Annotated in this window: 12 protein-coding genes, 2 pseudogenes and 1 riboswitch; of the genes and pseudogenes, 6 read left to right on the forward strand and 8 right to left on the reverse strand. The window is 69.1% G+C overall.

Annotated elements, in window-relative coordinates; translation table 11 throughout:
• Positions 1-13: 13 nt before the first annotated feature.
• Complete coding sequence (locus A5678_RS20155; RefSeq protein ID WP_068045749.1) at positions 14-1,339, reverse strand: adenylate/guanylate cyclase domain-containing protein; 1,326 nt, start codon at positions 1,337-1,339, stop codon at positions 14-16.
• Positions 1,340-1,603: 264 nt separating this feature from the next.
• The gene (locus A5678_RS20160; protein WP_068045752.1) at positions 1,604-2,176 is read right to left on the reverse strand and encodes a hypothetical protein; all 573 of its coding nucleotides are present in this window, start codon (positions 2,174-2,176) and stop codon (positions 1,604-1,606) included.
• Positions 2,177-2,261: 85 nt separating this feature from the next.
• Here A5678_RS20160 and A5678_RS20165 point away from each other — a divergent pair, with 85 nt between their 5' ends.
• Both A5678_RS20165 and A5678_RS20170 read left to right on the forward strand, forming a co-directional pair.
• Positions 2,262-2,576, forward strand: a complete 315-nt coding sequence (locus tag A5678_RS20165; RefSeq protein ID WP_068045755.1) for a hypothetical protein — start codon at positions 2,262-2,264, stop codon at positions 2,574-2,576.
• Between the two features lie 227 nt (positions 2,577-2,803).
• On the forward strand, positions 2,804-4,303 hold the full coding sequence (locus tag A5678_RS20170) for a peptidase (RefSeq protein WP_156747003.1): 1,500 nt from the start codon (positions 2,804-2,806) through the stop codon (positions 4,301-4,303).
• Positions 4,304-4,320: 17 nt separating this feature from the next.
• Here A5678_RS20170 and A5678_RS27295 read toward each other — a convergent pair.
• The 4 genes and pseudogenes from A5678_RS27295 to thiC all read right to left on the reverse strand — a co-directional run.
• Positions 4,321-4,422: pseudogene (locus A5678_RS27295) on the reverse strand (LLM class F420-dependent oxidoreductase); the annotation flags it as partial.
• A gap of 37 nt (positions 4,423-4,459) precedes the next feature.
• Positions 4,460-5,092 carry an alpha/beta family hydrolase gene (locus A5678_RS20175; RefSeq protein ID WP_068045760.1) on the reverse strand — a complete coding sequence of 211 codons (633 nt, stop codon included), beginning with the start codon at positions 5,090-5,092 and terminating at the stop codon, positions 4,460-4,462.
• Positions 5,089-5,916 carry a bifunctional hydroxymethylpyrimidine kinase/phosphomethylpyrimidine kinase gene (gene thiD, locus A5678_RS20180; RefSeq protein ID WP_068045763.1) on the reverse strand — a complete coding sequence of 276 codons (828 nt, stop codon included), beginning with the start codon at positions 5,914-5,916 and terminating at the stop codon, positions 5,089-5,091. The genes A5678_RS20175 and thiD overlap by 4 nt, the downstream gene beginning before the upstream one ends.
• Positions 5,913-7,547 (reverse strand): phosphomethylpyrimidine synthase ThiC, encoded by a 1,635-nt coding sequence (thiC, locus tag A5678_RS20185; RefSeq protein WP_068045767.1) that lies wholly within the window; start codon positions 7,545-7,547, stop codon positions 5,913-5,915. The genes thiD and thiC overlap by 4 nt, the downstream gene beginning before the upstream one ends.
• Positions 7,539-7,649, reverse strand: a riboswitch (TPP riboswitch). It overlaps the preceding gene by 9 nt.
• Positions 7,650-7,771: 122 nt before the next feature.
• Here thiC and A5678_RS20190 point away from each other — a divergent pair.
• From A5678_RS20190 to A5678_RS20200, 3 genes are all read left to right on the forward strand, one after another.
• Positions 7,772-8,464, forward strand: a complete 693-nt coding sequence (locus A5678_RS20190) for a PAS and ANTAR domain-containing protein (RefSeq protein WP_068045770.1) — start codon at positions 7,772-7,774, stop codon at positions 8,462-8,464.
• Positions 8,465-8,542: 78 nt separating this feature from the next.
• Positions 8,543-8,899, forward strand: a complete 357-nt coding sequence (locus A5678_RS20195; protein ID WP_068045773.1) for an STAS domain-containing protein — start codon at positions 8,543-8,545, stop codon at positions 8,897-8,899.
• Complete coding sequence (locus A5678_RS20200; protein WP_068045776.1) at positions 8,896-12,735, forward strand: ATP-binding protein; 3,840 nt, start codon at positions 8,896-8,898, stop codon at positions 12,733-12,735. The genes A5678_RS20195 and A5678_RS20200 overlap by 4 nt, the downstream gene beginning before the upstream one ends.
• On the opposite strand, the gene A5678_RS20205 is transcribed toward A5678_RS20200, so the two are convergent.
• Positions 12,732-13,007 carry a hypothetical protein gene (locus A5678_RS20205; protein WP_156747009.1) on the reverse strand — a complete coding sequence of 92 codons (276 nt, stop codon included), beginning with the start codon at positions 13,005-13,007 and terminating at the stop codon, positions 12,732-12,734. The two genes, A5678_RS20200 and A5678_RS20205, sit on opposite strands and share 4 nt — an antisense overlap.
• A gap of 63 nt (positions 13,008-13,070) precedes the next feature.
• On the opposite strand from A5678_RS20205, the pseudogene A5678_RS28225 reads away from it, so the two are divergent.
• Positions 13,071-13,148, forward strand: a pseudogene (locus A5678_RS28225) (hypothetical protein); the annotation flags it as partial.
• Here A5678_RS28225 and A5678_RS20210 read toward each other — a convergent pair.
• Positions 13,114-17,514 (reverse strand): cation-translocating P-type ATPase, encoded by a 4,401-nt coding sequence (locus A5678_RS20210; RefSeq protein WP_156747004.1) that lies wholly within the window; start codon positions 17,512-17,514, stop codon positions 13,114-13,116. The pseudogene A5678_RS28225 and the gene A5678_RS20210 sit on opposite strands and share 35 nt — an antisense overlap.
• Between the last annotated feature and the right edge of the window lie 35 nt (positions 17,515-17,549).

A 17,549-nucleotide genomic window follows, 5' to 3' on the forward strand; every position in this document is an offset into this window, starting at 1 on the left:
TCTGTCAACAGGTTCACGCAGAAGTGACGGCGAACAAGCGCCATTCGCCGGGTACGCCCTTGAGCTCGTGAGCGCCGCGGTCCTCGAACCCAAGTCCTGATCCGATCACCAGATCGCGCAGTGTGCTGGACACCAGCACATCGTTCGGCCCCGCCAATGCGCTCACGCGCGCGCCGATATGCACGCCGATCCCGCCGATGTCGTCGCCCCGCACTTCGCACTCACCGGTATGCAACCCGGCGCGCACCTCGAGGCCCAACGCTTGCACAGCATCTCGAATTGCCACGGCGCATCGGATCGCTCGCTGCGGGCCGTCGAACATCGCCAGGAAGCCGTCGCCTGATGTGTTCACCTCACGGCCCCGAAAACGAGCAAGCTGCGACCGCACAACGGCGTCATGCGCATCGAGCAACGCATGCCAGTCACGGTCACCGATCTCGGCGGCCCGGCGCGTCGAGTCCACGATGTCGGTGAACAGCACCGTGGCCAGCACCCGATCATCGGCTACGTCGGCCTGCTCGCCAGTGAGGAACTGGGCGATCTCCTGGAAGGACGCGCGCCAGTCGGGCTCGAAGAAGTGGATGACGTTGCGCCCCAGAAGCTCAACGTATTTCGCGCCCGGTATGCGATCAGCTAGGTCTTTGCCCCACTCCGGCGGGATCAACAAGTCGTCGGCGTGCTGGATGACGAGGGTAGGCACGCGGATTGAGGGAAGCAACGCCCGCACGTCCATCTCGGCCACTAGAGGCATCATGAGCGCGACGGTCCCTGGGCTGGCCGCCCCGCGTTCCCAGCGCGCCAACGCTGCCCGGATTTCCTCGTTCCACGGCATGTCCGGGTTGAATAAGCGTTGGTATTCGCCCGTTCCCCACATGGCGACCGCGGCGGCAGTGATCTGCTCGGATGTGGGTCCCTCGTCGGCGCGCTCAGCCGTCGGATTCAGGTAGCCCTCCAGCACGACGAGCGCGGTGGTGCGAGACGGATATGTTGCTGCAAAAAGCGCCGCTGGTGGGACCGCACCGACGATCGCGAGGAGGACCGCTTCTCGACTGCCGATATCGTCGAGCACCGCGGTGATGCTGTCGGCCCACTGCTCCAAGGTCGGCAGCGCGCCCGGCGAGACGGGATCGGATGACCCGGTGCCCGGCTGGTCGAACAAGATGACCCGACCCAGCGATGTCATCGCCTCGACCCACCCTCGAAGCGGCGGCAGCTCCGGAAGAACCTCACAATTTGTGAACCAGTTAGCGACGAGCACGATGTCGCGCGGGCCTTCGCGCGACGCGCGATACGCGACACGCAAGTCACCGTTCAGCGCATACCGCGTCTCCGAGAACATCGCAGAAGTCTAAACCGGGGAGCGAGGACCGGGGAGCCGGTCGGGTGGTGCATACCGGCAGTGTTTGTGCTGCTCACGAACGAGCAGTTGCCTGATGGCACCGTGATCTCCCGACTGCCCGATGGGCACACCTACGTCACCACCCCGGGTGGCGCGCTGCTGTTTGCCGGCCTCTGCGTCACTCGCGCCCGGAACCGGGCCCAGCGCAACGCCACCGAACCCGCCCAAATCGGCCCCGCACCCCCCGCCTTAAGGCGTTGGGCGTCAAGGCCTGCGAGGCCCCATCATCCGGCCGCACCCCATCCCGCCCGGACCCATCGACTGTTGCATCATGGCGGGCATCCCGTCCCGCACGAAACCGGTCACCTCGCGCGCGTGCGCACGGATGACGTCGGTGAGGGCCGGATCGTCGGCGGTCTCCTCGGCGATCACGCCTTTAGGTGTGAACGTGAGCTGGCGGCGGTAGCCGCCGGCACGACGGAAAAGGGTCGGCAGGCTTTGGCTCATGCAACGGATTTCGGTTCCCTGATCGAGGTGGGCGTACATGCTCGAAACATGCTCTTGCAGTTGGGCGGTCAGCTCTGGCGACGCCGATTCGGTGGTGGTGCGCACACCGCCGGGAACGTCCTCGACGACGCGGTCGATTTCGCTGTGCCGCATGAACATCTCCATGTAGCGGCTCATGTCCATGTGACCGGCGCCCATGCAACCGCCCCCGTCCGTGAGGCGGATAGCCGTCGAGGGCGGCTGAAAGACGCTCCGACGCAGATGTGTCAGACCCAGGATGCTGCCCGCGCCGATCGCGGCAAGCGCCGCCCGCCGAGTCAGTCCAGCCATACGGCAAGCCGACCAGGTACGCGACGCCTTTTCTAGGGCCAATGGTCCCTACCCCCGGTGGGTATCCCTGTGCCATCGTTTGGGCATGACGCAAAATCCTGAATCCAGCGTCGGACCGACCACCGTGACCCCCGGGGACGGGTATCGATTCGGCGCGCACAGTCGACTGAGTCAAGTGGTCGCGTGGGTGGTCATCGTCGCCGGCGTCGTGTTCGTCGTCGCGGTGATCTTCTTCTCGGGCCTCTTTTTGGGCGCGGCCTCGGGTGACCGTTACGGCTGGCACCACGGCTACGGCGGCGGACGTGGCGGTACCTGCCCGATGATGGGGCCCGGCGGCATGATGGGCCCGGGGATGATGGGACCTCAGCAAACGCCCACGCCGACGGCGCCGCGCCCCTAGCGGACGCGCCAACGCGACACTCGAAGGCGCCCTGGAGTTCGCTGATCAGAACATGAAACCTGCCCGGCGCGTGTCGTTCCGCAACGCGCAAGCTGGCCGCAACCCCGCGCTGCCGTGGCCGGGGCCGGCGCTCAACCGCGGTCTTCATTCGGACTGTCAGGGTTAGCCAACCGCTCTAGAATGAGACGCTTTGGTGCTGCCCTGTAACCGGCCGGGATGAGGTTCGTATGAATAGCCCTGCGCACAATCGACGTCAGCCGGCCGGTGGCCGCCCGCGCAGGGCGGCCGCCTTGCTGCGGGTGGCGTTCAGCTGTGCAGCGGCGGCAATCGTGGTGTCGGGGTGCACATCCTTCGTCGACGGGCGGGCGCTGTCGATGCTCAACGACCCGTTCCGGGTGGGCGGCCTGCCCGCGACCAACGGCCCCAGTGGGATCCGCTCGAACGCACCCGCCCCCACCGGCACGGTCGTCAACACCGACAACGGCGAGATCGACAAGTTGGCGTTGCTGTCGATCAACGACATCGAGGAATACTGGAAGTCGGTCTACAGCCAATCGCTGAAGGGCGATTTCGTCCGGGTCGGCAAGATGGTGTCGTACAACTCCAACCAACCGTCCAGCCTCACCGTTTGCCACAACGACACGTATAAACTCGTCAACGCCTTCTACACGTCGCGCTGCAACCTGATCGCCTGGGACCGCGGGGTTTTCATGCCCGTCGCGCAACGGTATTTCGGCGACATGTCCGTCAACGGCGTGCTGGCCCACGAATTCGGCCACGCCTTGCAGACCATGGCGAAGCTGGTGACGAAACGAGACCCCACGATCGTGCGCGAGCAGCAGGCCGATTGTTTCGCGGGCGTCTACCTGTTCTGGGTCGCCGACGGTAAGTCACCGCGGTTCACGCTGAGCACCGCCGACGGGCTGGACCACGTGCTGGCGGGGATCATCACCACCCGGGACCCGGTAATGGACAGCGACACCGAGAACGACGACGAACACGGGTCGGCCCTGGACCGGATCAGCGCCTTCCAAATGGGTTTCATCGACGGCGCCTCGGCCTGCGCGGTGATCGACAGGAAGGAAATCTCGCAGCGCCGCGGCGACCTGCCCAATGCCCTGCGCGTCGACAGCAGCACCGGGAACCCGGAGACCGGTGAGGTCCCGATCGACCAAGACACCTTGTCGACGCTGATGGAACTCTTGGAAAAGGTGTTCTCGCCGAAGAATCCGCCGGCGTTGTCCTATCAGGCCGCCGATTGCCCCGACGCCAAGGCCAGCCCGCCGGCGTCCTACTGCCCGGCCACCAACACGATCGTGATCGACCTGCCGAAGCTGGCGGCGATGGGGAAGGTTGCCGACGAGAACGAGCAAACGCTGCCGCAGGGCGACGACACCGCGCTGTCGGCCGTGATGTCGCGGTACGCGCTGGCCGTGCAGCACGAACGCGGGCTCGCCATGCAGAGCCCGTGGACCGCCCTGCGCACCGCGTGCCTGACGGGCGTGGTGCATCGCAAGATGGCCGAACCCATCGAGCTGTCGTCGCAGAAGCAGCTGCTGCTGACGGCCGGCGATCTCGACGAAGCGGTGGCCGGGTTGCTCACCAACCACCTCGTCGCAAGTGACGCGGACGGCACCAGCGTGCCGGCCGGTTTCACCCGGATAGCGGCGTTTCGCGGCGGCGTGGCCGGCAACATGGACGCGTGCTACTCCCGCTATCCGGGATAACCGAACGGCCGTCCCTATCAGCCGATCTGGGCGAGCTTGGGTATCACTTGGTCGCCGAGGCAGCGGATGAAGCCGACCGGATCGGGATTGCCGGGGAACGGACCGGCATTGACCATGTCTTAGATTAGACAGTCCAAACTGTCCAGCCCAGGCTGTCTAACTACGGCCGAGCAGCTGCAGGGCGGCGTCGACCGCCAGCGCCGGCACGTTCAGGGTCTTGGACCGCAGATCGTGTCGCGCGCCGGCGATTTCGACGACGGCGGTTGTGCCGGCGACGAGCGCGGCGGCGGCGCGCAGTTCGTCTGGCGTGCCGAAGGGGTCCGATGTTCCGTGCGTGAACACCGTCGGCACTCTGATGTCGGGCAGGTGTTCGGTGCGGGCCCGCTCCGGCTTTCCCGGCGGGTGGACCGGATACGAGAACAGCGTCAACAGGTCCACTTCAACAGGGCGGGCCTCGCGGGCGGCCACCACCAAGGACGTCTGCCGGCCGCCATAGGAATGCCCGCCGGCGATCAGCGGGCCGCCGGCCAGTCCGCGGCACAGCCTGATCGCCTCGACGATTCCGGCGCGGTCGGTGGCCGCCGACCCGGACGGCGGGCCCTTGGGCCGGCGCCGGCGGTACGGCAGGTTGTACCGGACGGCGAGCCAGCCGCGCCGCGCCCATTCGTCGCAAACCTGTTGCAGCAGTGGCGAATCCCGGTCTCCTCCGGCGCCGTGGGTCAGCACCACCACGCCCGACGCCGAGCCTTCGGGTTCGTGCGCGACGCCCGCGATGTCCTCGAGATTCATGACAGCCTGAACAGGGGGGAGACGGGGCCGTGGCCATGGCCCAGCGGATAGGAGGCGCGCAAGCATTCGGTTACCCATCGCTTCCCGAACCCGACCGCGTCCGGCATGGTGAAGCCGTGCGCCAGCGCGCAGGCGATCGCCGAGGCCAGCGTGTCGCCACCGCCGTGGTCGTTACCGCCCGGCAACCGCTCCGAATCGAATTCATAGCAGGAGGCACCGTCATAAAGCAGGTCGCAGCTTCGATCGGACGACCGCAGGTGCCCGCCCTTGACCAGCGCCCACCGCGGCCCCAGCGCGTGCAGCGCCTTGGCCGCCGCGCGCTGCGACTCCGCGTCCACGACATCGATGTCCACCAGCAGCCGCACCTCGTCAAGGTTGGGTGTGACGAGCGTGGCCAATGGAAAAAGCTGGCCGCGAAGGGAATCCAGGGCGGATGACTCCAGCAGGGCGTCGCCGTGCATGGACGCGCACACCGGATCGACGACCAGCGGCACCGCCAGGCCCAGCCGGCGCCACGTGGCGGCCACCGCTTCGATGATGGCCGACGACGCCAGCATCCCGGTCTTGGCGGCCTGAACGCCGATGTCGGAGACCACCGCTTCGATCTGTTCGGCGACGACACCGGCAGGCACCTCGTGAAAGCCCTTGACACCCACCGTGTTCTGAACGGTGACCGCGGACACCGCGACGCAGGCGTGCACTCCCAGCAGCGCCATCGTGCGCATATCGGCCTGAATGCCCGCGCCGCCGCCCGAGTCGGATCCGGCGATGGACAGCACCCGCAGCGGCGTGGTGCCCGGCGCAGGCAGAGGCAGGAGATTCACTGGGTGATCGGCAGGTACACCCGCTTGCCGTGCTCGGCGAACTCGCGCGACTTCTCGGCCATGCCCTCGTTCATGACCGCCTCGATCGCCTCCTCGCTGTCGAGCCCGTGCTCGGCGGCATAGGCCCGAACGTCGGCGGTGATCCGCATGGAGCAGAACTTGGGCCCACACATCGAGCAGAAGTGCGCCGTCTTGGCGGGTTCGGCCGGCAAGGTCTCGTCGTGGAAGTCCCTTGCGGTGTCGGGGTCCAACGACAACGCGAACTGGTCGTTCCAGCGGAACTCGAAGCGCGCCGTGCTCAGCGCGTCGTCACGTTCCTGGGCGCGCGGATGCCCCTTGGCCAGGTCCGCGGAGTGGGCGGCGATCTTGTAGGCGATCACCCCGTCCTTGACGTCCTTGCGGTCGGGCAGCCCCAGGTGTTCCTTGGGCGTCACGTAGCAGAGCATCGCGGTGCCGGCCTGGGCGATGATCGCCGCGCCGATCGCCGACGTGATGTGGTCGTAAGCCGGCGCGATGTCGGTGGCCAGCGGCCCCAGCGTGTAGAACGGGGCCTCCTCGCACAGCTCCTCTTCCAGGCGCACGTTCTCGACGATCTTGTGCATCGGGACGTGTCCCGGCCCCTCGATCATCACCTGCGCCCCGCGGGCTTTCGCGATCTTCGTCAGCTCGCCCAGGGTGCGCAGCTCGGCGAACTGCGCGGCGTCGTTGGCGTCGGCTATCGACCCGGGCCGCAGCCCGTCACCGAGCGAGAACGTGACGTCGTAGCGGGCGAAGATGTCGCAGAGCTCCTCGAAGTTGGTGTAGAGGAACGACTCCCGATGATGCGCCAGGCACCAGGCCGCCATGATCGACCCGCCGCGGGACACGATGCCGGTGACCCGCTTGGCGGTCAGCGGCACGTACCGCAGCAGCACGCCGGCGTGCACGGTCATGTAGTCAACGCCCTGCTCGCACTGCTCGATCACGGTGTCGCGGTAGATCTCCCACGTCAGTTCGGTGGGGTCGCCCTTCACCTTCTCCAGCGCCTGGTAGATGGGCACGGTGCCGACCGGAACGGGCGAGTTGCGCAGGATCCACTCACGTGTTTCGTGGATGTTCCTGCCGGTGGACAGGTCCATGATGGTGTCCGCACCCCAGCGGGTGGCCCACACCATCTTGTCGACCTCCTCGGCGATCGAGGACGTCACCGCGGAGTTGCCGATGTTGGCGTTGACCTTCACCGCGAAGGCCTTGCCGATGATCATCGGTTCGATCTCGGGGTGATTGTGGTTGGCGGGGATCACCGCCCGGCCGCGGGCGACCTCGTCGCGCACCAGCTCGGCGGGCATGTCCTCGCGTGCGGCGATGTAGGCCATCTCGGCGGTGATCTCGCCGGCCCGGGCCCGCTGCAGTTGGGTGCCGCGGTCGCGGACCACCCCCGGGCGGCCCGGCAGCCCCGCCGTCAGATCGATGACGGCGTCCGCGTCGGTATAGGGACCGGAGGTGTCATAGAGGTCGAAGTGGTCCCCCGTGGACAGGTGCACGCGCCGGAACGGGACTCGTGCGCCGGGGAACCCCGCAACCTCGCGGTAGACCTTGCTGCTCCCCGCGACGGGTCCGGTGGTGACGGACGGTTCGACAGTGACGGTCATTTTTCATCTCCCTACGCCGGCATTACCCGGTCAGGTTCGTACGGTCGACGGCCCCGAGCCGTCCTCTCAGCGCATTCGACGTGCGCTCCCGCGTTTTTGGATGGTCCGCACGCGACGTTACCCCCACCCCGGACCTCCTGACATGTGGGCGGGCCTTTTGGCCAGCGCGGTAGCCGGTGGTATCCCCCGAGTGCGAGGATGCAAACGTGCAACAGCAAGGCGGAATGGACGGGTTGACACCCGCCGGGTCCCGCAGCGGCCAACAGTCGAGCCCGCCGGCGGACGTCGCCCGCTATCTCAACGTAGGCACTTTCCGGTTCTGGTTCATCGGGGAGCGCTGGGAGTGGTCCGACGAGGTGGCCAGGATGCACGGCTACGAACCGGGCACCGTCGAACCGACGACGAAGCTGTTGCTGTCGCACAAGCACCCCGATGACCGTGCGCACGTCCAGGAAGTGCTCGACTACGCCCTGCGGTCGGCGGAGTCGTTCTCCAGCCGGCACCGGTTCATCGACACGGCCGGCAAGGTGCACGACGCCATCGTGGTGGCCGACCGCATGCACGACGAGTCGGGCGCCGTGGTGGGCACAGCGGGCTACTACATCGACCTCACCAACACCTTCGACGAGACCCGGCAAGAGGTGCTCGATGAGGCGCTCCCCGACCTCTTCGAAAGCCGTGCGGCGATCGAGCAGGCCAAGGGCGTGCTGATGTTCGTCTACCGGGTCAGCGCCGAGCAGGCCTTTCGCGTGCTGCAGTGGCGGTCGCAAGAGACGAATGTGAAGCTACGGGCGCTGGCCCGGCAACTGCTCGCCGAGGTGACAACCCTGGAAGGCTCGACGGCCACCCTGCAGAGTCAGTTTGATCATCTGCTGCTGACAGTGCATGAACGGATATCCGCCGAGTCTGCTGGGTAACCAGGGGAATACGCGAACGCGGCAGCCCGCAAACAGTTAGTGTTCCGAGACACTCCGAACGGTGAAAGGCACTGAAGGTTGTTGGCGGTGGAACATGAGCCTCTCGAGGATGCGGTCGTCGTGCGCGTTAAAGGCGGCGTCGACTCAAGTACCGTCGATGAGGTAACCGCTCACCTGACCGCCGCGCTCAAGCTGGCCGAGACACACCCGGCCCGGCTGGTCGTCGTCGACCTGCAAGCCGTCGACTTCTTCGGGAGCGCGGCGCTGAACGCCGTGCTCGAGTGCCACGACGAAGGCAAGGAAGCCGGGACTACCGTCCGGCTGGTCGCGAACAACGACCAAGTGCTTCGTCCGATCGAGGTGACCGAACTGGATCGGATCTTCGACATCTATCCCACGCTTGCCGAGGCTCTGCAACACAAGCGACAGCAATGAACCCGGCGTTGCCGGCCGATCTGGTGGCTGCGGTCGGTTTGGGCGGGGAAGTGGGCCGCCTGTTCGCCGAATTCGACTGGGACACCCATCCTTTGGGACCGCCGCGGGAGTGGTCGGCCGAGATCCGGACTGCGGTGGCGGTCGCCCTGACGTCGCGATTTCCCATCGTGCTCTGGCTCGGACGGGATCTCTTCCTGATGTACAACGACGCGTACGCGCAGATCCTGGGCGACAAACATCCGGCGGCCCTCGGTTGTCCCGCCGACCAGGTGTGGTGGGAGATCTGGCAACAGATCTCCCCGATGCTCGTCAGCGTCATGGACACCGGCGTCGCGACCTGGTCCAACGACCTGATGTTGCCGCTGATGACCGCCGGGCAGTCCCAGGAGCGGTACTTCACCTTCACCTACAGCCCCATCATCGGCAGCGACGGCGTCGTCACCGCCATCTTCTGCGCGGTGATCGAGACGACCGACCGGGTGTTGAGCGAGCGCCGGCTCCAGTTGCTCAACGCGGTGGCGACCGCCGTGATGGACGCGCACGCCATCGACGACGCGGTCAGCAGCGCCGTCGCGGTGTGCGGCGCACAGCCGATGGACCTGCCGTTCATCGCCGTGTACGTGGCGGGCGACGGAAAGGGGGCGCGCGTCAACACGCTGCGCGGGGCCACGCCGTCCATCCGCCCGCTGCTGCCGGGCTCGCTGGCCGAGCTCACGGGTGGGGACGTGACGCAACGCGCCCGGGCCGCGCGCGTCATCGACCGGCTCGAGGACCTGATCCCCGGCATCACCGAGCTGTTCGGCGAGAACTGTCCGCGACAGGCCCTGGTTTTGCCGTTGGGTGACACGGCGAACGCCGGTGCGGTGGTCATCGGAATAAGTCCGCGGCGTCCGCTCGATTCGATGTACCGCGGGTTCTGCCAACTGCTGGCCGACCAGCTGTCCGCGGCGTTCGCCTCCGCCGTCTCCTACGAACAGCAGCGGCGCCGGGCCGACGCGCTGGCCGAATTGGACCGCGCGAAAACGGCTTTCCTGACGAACGTGAGTCACGAGTTCCGCACCCCACTGACGCTGCTGCTCGGGCCCCTCGACGATGCGCTGTCCGAAGCGACGCCGGGAAGCACATTGGCGGAGCGGCTCGGCACGGCGAGCCGCAACGCTCGGCGCCTGCAGCGCCTGGTCGACTCTCTGCTCGACTTCTCCCGCATCGAGGCCGGCCGCGCGAACGCGGAACTGGCGTGTACCGATGTCGGCGCGCTGACCGCCCACATTGCGTCGTCTTTTACCGAGCTGTGCCATCGGGCGGGGCTCGATCTCGTGGTGAACTGCTCCCCGGTGCTGGCCGACGTCGACCCGGGCATGTGGGAGACGATCATCCTGAACCTCCTGTCGAACGCGGTCAAATACACCCTGCGGGGCTCGATTTCGGTCGAGGTGCGCGCCGAACCCGCGCACTGCGTCGTCACCATGCGCGACACCGGAGTGGGGATCGCCGCCGAGGACCTGGACCGCCTGTTCGAGCGCTTCTACCGGGCCGACAACCTGCGCGGCCGCAGCGTGGAAGGCACCGGCATCGGGCTCTCGCTGGTGCGCGGGCTCGTCGAGCTGCACAGCGGAACCGTGGAGATCGACAGCGAATTGGACCGCGGCACGACGGTGACCATCCGGTTGCCGCAATCCGTCGGTACGGCGGCCGATCACTCGCCCGCCGGCCCGCTGGACGAGACCAACCCGTACGTGGCGGAGGCCCGGCAATGGCTGACGCCCGTTTCCGCACGCGACCCATCGACGGCCGAGAGGTCTCGCCAGTTGGTGTTGATCGCCGACGACAACGCCGACATGCGCGACCATCTCGACCGGGTGCTGTCGCCCCATTGGGAGACGGTTTGTGCCGCAGACGGCGAGTCGGCGCTCGCGGCGACCCGAAACCTGCGCCCGGACGCGGTGGTCACCGATGTGATGATGCCGGGCGTCGGCGGCTTCGAACTGGTGGCGGCCATCCGCGCGGACCCCGAACTGGCGGCGACGCCGGTCCTCATGCTGTCCGCCCGGGCCGGTGCGGAGGCGGTCGACGAGGGCTATGCCGGTGGAGCCGACGACTACCTGCCCAAGCCGTTCCGATCGCAGGAGCTGGTCGACCGGCTGAAGTCGCGACTGTCGGCGGTGGCCCGCGAGCGCGACCGACAGCGCCGCGCGGCGGCCTCCGATCTGGTGCCACTCGACTCCGCGCTGCAGGCCACCGACTCGGTCGCCGGCATCCTGGATGCCTTGCTCGAATCGCCATTCGGCTCGGCCGACGCCACCGCCGTCGCGATCGGCGTCCTCGACGGCGAACGCCACATCCGGTTCGAGTACGCCGGTGACCTCCCGGGCGAACTGCGCGACCGCTACCACGTGACCGAGCTCGACTCGCCGGTGGTCGGCGCCGACGTGGTGCGGAGCGGCGAGCCGATGGTCATCACGGACACGTTCGACCTGCCGCCGCGCTATCAGCACGCGGTGCAGGACACCGCCGACAGCGTTCGCGCGTGCGTCGCCCATCCGCTGCGGGATCACACGGGCCGCGTCATCGGCATGCTGGGCCTGCTGTGGGCCGCGCCGCGTCAGTTCGGTGCCGCCGAACTCGACGCGTTCGGCCGGGTGGCCGAGCTGACGTCCTCGGCCCTGGACCGGATTCGCGTGATGGCGCGCGAACACCGCATCGCCGTCGACTTCCAGGAGCACCTGCTGGACCTGGACCGCGGCTCGACCGCGGCGGTCGTGGCCGCCGTGTACCAGCCCGCGGGTGAGGCGATGCGCGTCGGCGGGGACTGGTATTCGGTCACCCCGCTGGATCGCGCCGGGCGGGTCGGGATCTCGGTGGGCGACGTCGTCGGGCACGGATTGGCCGCCGCGATCGTGATGAGCAGGCTGCGCGCCGCGGTCGCCGCCTCCGCCCTGACCGCGGGCGAACCGGACGCGGTGCTGGGCGCGCTGGACCGATACGGGGCCAGCGTCGCGGGTGCGCGCTGCGCGACGGTGGCCTACGCGCTCGTCGAGACCGAACCGGACACCGGTTGCGCCACCGTCCGGTACAGCTGCGCCGGCCACCCCTATCCGCTGCTGGTCTTTCCCGACCATCGCGCGGTGTACCTGACGTCCGGGCGGCGTCTCCCGGTGGCCATCAAGGAATACGACGCGGAGAGCTATCCGTCCGGCGTCACCGCGACGGCGAACCTGCCGCCGGGAAGCCTGATCCTGCTCTACACCGACGGGCTCATCGAACGCGCCGGGGAGACGCTCGATGACGGCCTCGGCCGCCTGCAGGCCGCGGCCGCGGAATGCGCCGACCTGCCGGTCGAGGCGATCTGCGCCGGGCTGCTGTCCCGAATGGCCCCGCCTGCCGGCTACCGGGACGACGTCGTCGTGCTCGCCCTGCGGCCGAGCCACGAGACCCCGCGCAGCTTCGCCACCGTGGTGACGGCATCGCCGGGGCAGATCCCCGTGGCGCGCGAGCGGTTACACAACTGGCTGGCCGGCATCAACGTCGACCCGAAGCGCGAAATGGACATCCTGTTGGCGACCGGCGAAGCCGTCACCAACGCGATCGAGCACGGCAGCGACGGCGAACCCCGCCGAACGGTCTCGGTGGAGGCCTTCCTGCGCCGGCAGACGATCGCGGTCACGGTCAGCGACACCGGGCAATGGGTGGGGGATTCCTCGGCCAGCCTGCGCAGCCGGCGGCGCGGCCGCGGTCTGACCCTGATCGGCGGCCTGGCCGATCACGTCGACACGCTCCGCACTTCCGGGGGCACCCGGGTCACGTTGCGGTTCGACCGGGTCGTCGGGACCGGTTAGGCCTCTTCCATCGCCTCGCCGAGCTCTTCGAGCATCTTGTTGTGGTGATTGCTGGCCAGGAGGTGCCCGGCGGCGATCACCACGGCCACCGGCCAGTCGATGAGTTCGAGCGCCGCCAGGGCGGCCAGGCCCCCGAAATAGGCCAGCTGCTCCGGCCGGGGAATCTCCATCTGACCGAGCACCGGAAGGTTGACGTGGAACGTTTCGCCTTCGCGGATCTTTTGCACCGCATCCCGCTGCGAGGTCCCCCTGCGTGACTTCTTTTCCGCCATCATTTGCCTTTCGGTAACGAAGGGTTTGCCGACTCGCCGGGTGGTGCGACCACCGTCGGACTTATGTCGACGATGACCGACACCGGGGGCGATCCGCTAGTCTCATCTATTGCTCTGGTGCTGAAGGTGCCGTTACAGGAACTCTATGCGCTGCTATGGCGGGCCGGGGTCGTCGAGGTTCGCGCACCTCAGCGCGAGTATCGGCCGATTTGCCCGGACCCGTCAGCGCACGATTCAGAACGCCGATCGCGACGGTCGCCGCGGCAGCGGATCCCAGCCCCTGCGCCCAGCCGACTGGACCCAGCGGTGTGCAGCCGAGCAACTGGCTGACCACCGGGATGCTGATCAGCGTCCCCATCGCCGCGAGCGAACCCACCGCGGTGAACACCACCAGCGGGGCATGCGAATCCAGCAGGGTTTGACCCAGCTCGGCGCCCACCAGGGCGACCAGCGCGACGGTGGATGCCCGCTGCGGGCGACCGGTGACGCTTCCCATCGCCCACGCCGCCGTCGTCGCGGCCGCCGTGGTGACGCCGCGGATGGCGACGGCCCGCCACAACGCGGGCTGGTCGGGGCCCCGGATGCCCGGGTCGACCGGGCCGCTGGGCTTGCTGACCGCCAGGGCGGCCGCCGGCAGCGCGTCGGTCATCATGTTCACCAGCAGCAGCTGCCGCGTGTTCAGCGGCGAGGTCCCGGTGATCGCGCTGCCGACGATCGCGAACAACACCTCGCCGGCATTGCCGCCGAGCAGCACCGAAACGGCGGCCTGCACCCGCTGCCAGAGTTGGCGCCCCTCCTCGATGGCGTGCAGCAGGCCCTCGATGCGTGCGTCCACCAGCACCACGTCGGCCGCCATGTGCGCCGGGTCGCTGCCGCCGGCGACGACGCCGATGCCGACGGTGGCGGCCCGGATCGCGGCGGCGTCGTTGGCCCCGTCGCCGACCATCGCGGTGCGCACGCCCGCGCTCTCGAGCGTCTGCACGACCTGGACCTTGTTCTCCGGTGTCATCCGGGCGAAGATCACCCGTTCGGTCACGACGCGTTCTTGATCCTTGCGCGACATCGCGTCCCATTCGGCGCCGCTGATCACCTGTTCGGCGGTCACGCTCAGCCCGAGCTCCTCGGCGATGGCTTTGGCGGTGATCGGATGGTCCCCGGTGATCAGCTTGACGCCCACTGAGAGCCGGCGCAGATCCGCGAGCAGGTCGGCCGCTTCGGCGCGGGGGGTGTCGGACAAACCCAGGAATCCGGTCAGGGTCAGCCCGTCCCGGGCGAAATCCGCGATGTCGTCGGGCTCCTGCCGGATCGCCCGCGCCTGGGCCGGACTGAGCTGCCGCCGCGCCACCGCGATCACCCGCAGGCCGCTGCCGGCCATCTGCGCGACCGTCTCCTCCAGAGCGGGGCTCACGTTGCCGCAGGCCGCCAGCACCACCTCGGGCGCCCCCTTGACGGCCAGCTCGGTGTCCGTCACCGAGGCGGAGAACGACCGGCCGGAGCGGAACGGCAGGTGCGCGACGGGCGCATTCGAGTTGTGCCCATTGAGGGACGGGACCGCCGCGGCGGCCTCGACGATGGCGACGTCGGTGGCGTGCACGTGCGGGTTGCCGTTGGACGCGGGCGCGGCGTGCGCGGCACACCGCAGCACCTCTTCGCGCGACGTTCCCGGCGCGGCGACGACCTCGGCCACCCGCAGCCGGTTCTGGCTGAGCGTCCCGGTCTTGTCGAAGCACACCACGTCGATGCGGCCGAGCGCCTCCACCGAACGCGGAACGCGGACCAGCGCGCCGAACTTCGTCAGCCGCCGCGCCGACGCCGCTTGCGCCAGGGTGGCCACCAACGGCATTCCCTCGGGAACCGCCGCGACGGCGATCGCGATGCCGCTGGCAACCGCCTGGCGCAAAACCGAGCCCCGCAACAGACCCAGCACGCTGACCAGCGCGCCGCCCGTCATGCTGACCGGGAAGGCCCGGTTGGTGAGCTGGCTGAGCTGGTGTTGCAGACCGATGTCCGACGACAGGTCGCCGGACACCAGCTCGGCGGCGCGGCGTTCCTGGGTGTCCGCCCCGACCGCGGTCACCACCGCCACCGCGGTGCCCGCCACGACGGTCGTTCCCGCGTAGAGCATGCAGCGGCGTTCGGCGAGGGCGGCGCCGGGCGTCGGCTCGACCTGCTTCTCCACCGACAGGGACTCACCGGTCAGCGTCGACTCGTCAACCTCGACATCGACCTCCTCGATGATCCGGGCGTCGGCGGGCACCACCTCGTGGGTGCGCACCTCGATGACGTCGCCGGGCTGCAGCTGCGCCGCGATGACGTCGGTGTACACCCGGTCGGCGCCATCGGACATCACCTTGCGCGCCGGTGGGATCTGTTGCGCCAGCAGGTGATTGAGCCGGTTTTCGGCGCGCAGCCGCTGGCTGGCCGCGAGCATGGAGTTTCCCGCCAGCACCGAAAAGACCAGAACGGCGTCGACCGGGGAGCCGAGCACCGCGCTGGCCGCCGAGCCGAGTGCCAGCACGGGGGTCAGCGGGTCGGTCAGCTCCGCGCGAACGGCGACCACGAACTGCAGGAAGGCGTGCGCGCGCGTTTCGGGCTGCGGGGCGCCCAGGGCGGCCAGCGCGAGCTGGCGCGGATCGCCGGCGGGTTCCGAGTCGGGCGGCGGCAACGCCCGGCGGACGTGCTCGACCGCCATCGCGTGCCATTCCTGCACGGGGGCCGGGCGCGGAGCGTCCGCCTTGATGATGCCGCGCGCCAACAGGTATCCCGACATCAGACCCGCCGCCGCACCAGTGGTCACCGGTCCGCGCCCGATGCCGCGGACACCGGGAATCATCAGCAGCGAGCCCATCGCCGTCGCGCCGGCGGAGATCCCGACGCCGCGTTGGGCGGCGGCCCGGGCCGCCGGGAGCGCGTGCAGCACCCGCCAGGCGGCCGCCAGGTCGGGCAGCAGCAGGTCGGCGTACCACGGTGGCGGGCCGGCCCCGGGCTCGGGCATCATGCCCAGCGCCACGTCGGCCGCCCAAATTGCTTGGGCCCCTGGGGATGACAGCACGGCGACCGTGCGGCCCGCCTGCTGCAGATCGGCCACGGCACGGGCCAGGGCGTCGTCGACGGACCCCCGTTCCACCGGCGTGATCTCGTCGAACGCGGGGCGCAACTCGCCCAGCGAATCGTCCTCCACCGAAACCAATTCCGATCCCGTCCGGTGCGCCTCGGCGACGACGGCCGACGCCAACGGGTCGTGCGTGAAACAGAAAAGGGCCTCGACTTTGGCGGTCGGCGAGCTCGCGGCTATTCCGGGCACCGGGTGCCAGCCCGGCCGCAACCGATGATTTTCGAGCATCAGCTGGGCGCGCGACCACGCCGCCGACAGCTCGGCTTCCCGGGCGCCGCGGATGAGCGACACCCGCAAGCTCTTGGTACACAACACCCGGGGGTCGATGACGATCGCGTCCACCCGGTCCAGGCGGCGCAGCGCCTCCGGACGCAGCGACAGGACCGCGTGTCGGTCCGCCAGCCCCTGGCCGAGCGCCGCCGCGAACGCCTCGGGCGTGGTGCGGTTGGCCGCGGGGGTGGTCACCAGGACGGCCAGGGCCGCCTGGTGAAGGTTGCGGGTCGTGGCGCCGACGACCCCGGCGCTGATCGCCTGGACCAGCGCGAAGCGGTCGGCATGATGATCGGCGGGCCGGCCGCGGGCCGGCTTCGACCGCGCCGAGGCGTCAGTGTGCGGGTGATCGGCGTGACTGGCCAGTTGCGGCTCGTGCTGGACCCAGGCGCGGGCCTCCGCACGGCATTCCGCGGCTTTGAGCGACTGCATCAGCAGACCCACCGACAGCGACGCGGGGGACAGCGTGAGCGTTTCCGCGGTCGTCACGGCCAGGGCCAGCACGGTGTCGGTCGCGGGCCGGCCGATGCGGTCCTCGAGCAGGCGGCGCAGCCAAGGTTGGTAGTCGACGGCCACCACGGCCGCCAGGACACCGACGGGCATGCGCGGCCAGCGCAGCGCCCGGCCGGTCAGCGCTATGCCCAGTCCGGCCGCGCTGGCGGCCGCCGTGGCGGCCCGGGTCGCCAGCACCACGCCATCGCCCGGCAGACTCGTCGGGGGCGCCATCGGCTTGGCGAATCCTTTTGGGGTGCAGCGCTTCTCGGCGGCCTCGACGCTGTGGCAGAGGTCGCGCAGCGAGGTGTCCGCATCGCCGAAGGTGACCACCACACGGGACAGCGGGTAGTTCAGGGCGGCCGACGCGATCCCGGGATGGGCCAGCACCGCGTCGAGCACCGCGCGCCCGAGCGCGTCGCCTTCGGCGCCGTCCAGCCCACGCACCTCGATCCAGGCGCGCTCCTCGCCGCGCCAGCACCGCCGGCTCAGTGTTGCCGGTATGTCTTGCGGCAGTTCGCCGGAGATCGCCCGGGCGCCCTCGCGCAGCGGAATCGCGGCGATGGTGATGCCGGCCTCGACGAGCGAGGTGGTCGCCTGAACGCCCGTCGTAACGGCGCGCAACGGCATGGATCGTCGGATCGCCGTCGCAATGCTCAAAGCGT

This window comes from Mycobacterium sp. E2733, assembly GCF_001667585.1.
In the GTDB taxonomy this organism is placed as follows: domain Bacteria; phylum Actinomycetota; class Actinomycetes; order Mycobacteriales; family Mycobacteriaceae; genus Mycobacterium.

What these genes read in the sequence shown, in the direction of transcription:
- A5678_RS20155 (WP_068045749.1), bottom strand. Translation starts at nt 1,339, where the DNA reads ATGTTCTCGGAGACGCGGTATGCGCTGAACGGTGACTTGCGTGTCGCG.
- A5678_RS20160 (WP_068045752.1), bottom strand. Translation starts at nt 2,176, where the DNA reads ATGGCTGGACTGACTCGGCGGGCGGCGCTTGCCGCGATCGGCGCGGGC.
- A5678_RS20165 (WP_068045755.1), top strand. Translation starts at nt 2,262, where the DNA reads ATGACGCAAAATCCTGAATCCAGCGTCGGACCGACCACCGTGACCCCC.
- A5678_RS20170 (WP_156747003.1), top strand. Translation starts at nt 2,804, where the DNA reads ATGAATAGCCCTGCGCACAATCGACGTCAGCCGGCCGGTGGCCGCCCG.
- A5678_RS20175 (WP_068045760.1), bottom strand. Translation starts at nt 5,092, where the DNA reads ATGAATCTCGAGGACATCGCGGGCGTCGCGCACGAACCCGAAGGCTCG.
- thiC (WP_068045767.1), bottom strand. Translation starts at nt 7,547, where the DNA reads ATGACCGTCACTGTCGAACCGTCCGTCACCACCGGACCCGTCGCGGGG.
- A5678_RS20190 (WP_068045770.1), top strand. Translation starts at nt 7,772, where the DNA reads ATGGACGGGTTGACACCCGCCGGGTCCCGCAGCGGCCAACAGTCGAGC.
- A5678_RS20200 (WP_068045776.1), top strand. Translation starts at nt 8,896, where the DNA reads ATGAACCCGGCGTTGCCGGCCGATCTGGTGGCTGCGGTCGGTTTGGGC.
- A5678_RS20205 (WP_156747009.1), bottom strand. Translation starts at nt 13,007, where the DNA reads ATGGCGGAAAAGAAGTCACGCAGGGGGACCTCGCAGCGGGATGCGGTG.
- A5678_RS20210 (WP_156747004.1), bottom strand. Translation starts at nt 17,514, where the DNA reads ATGCCGTTGCGCGCCGTTACGACGGGCGTTCAGGCGACCACCTCGCTC.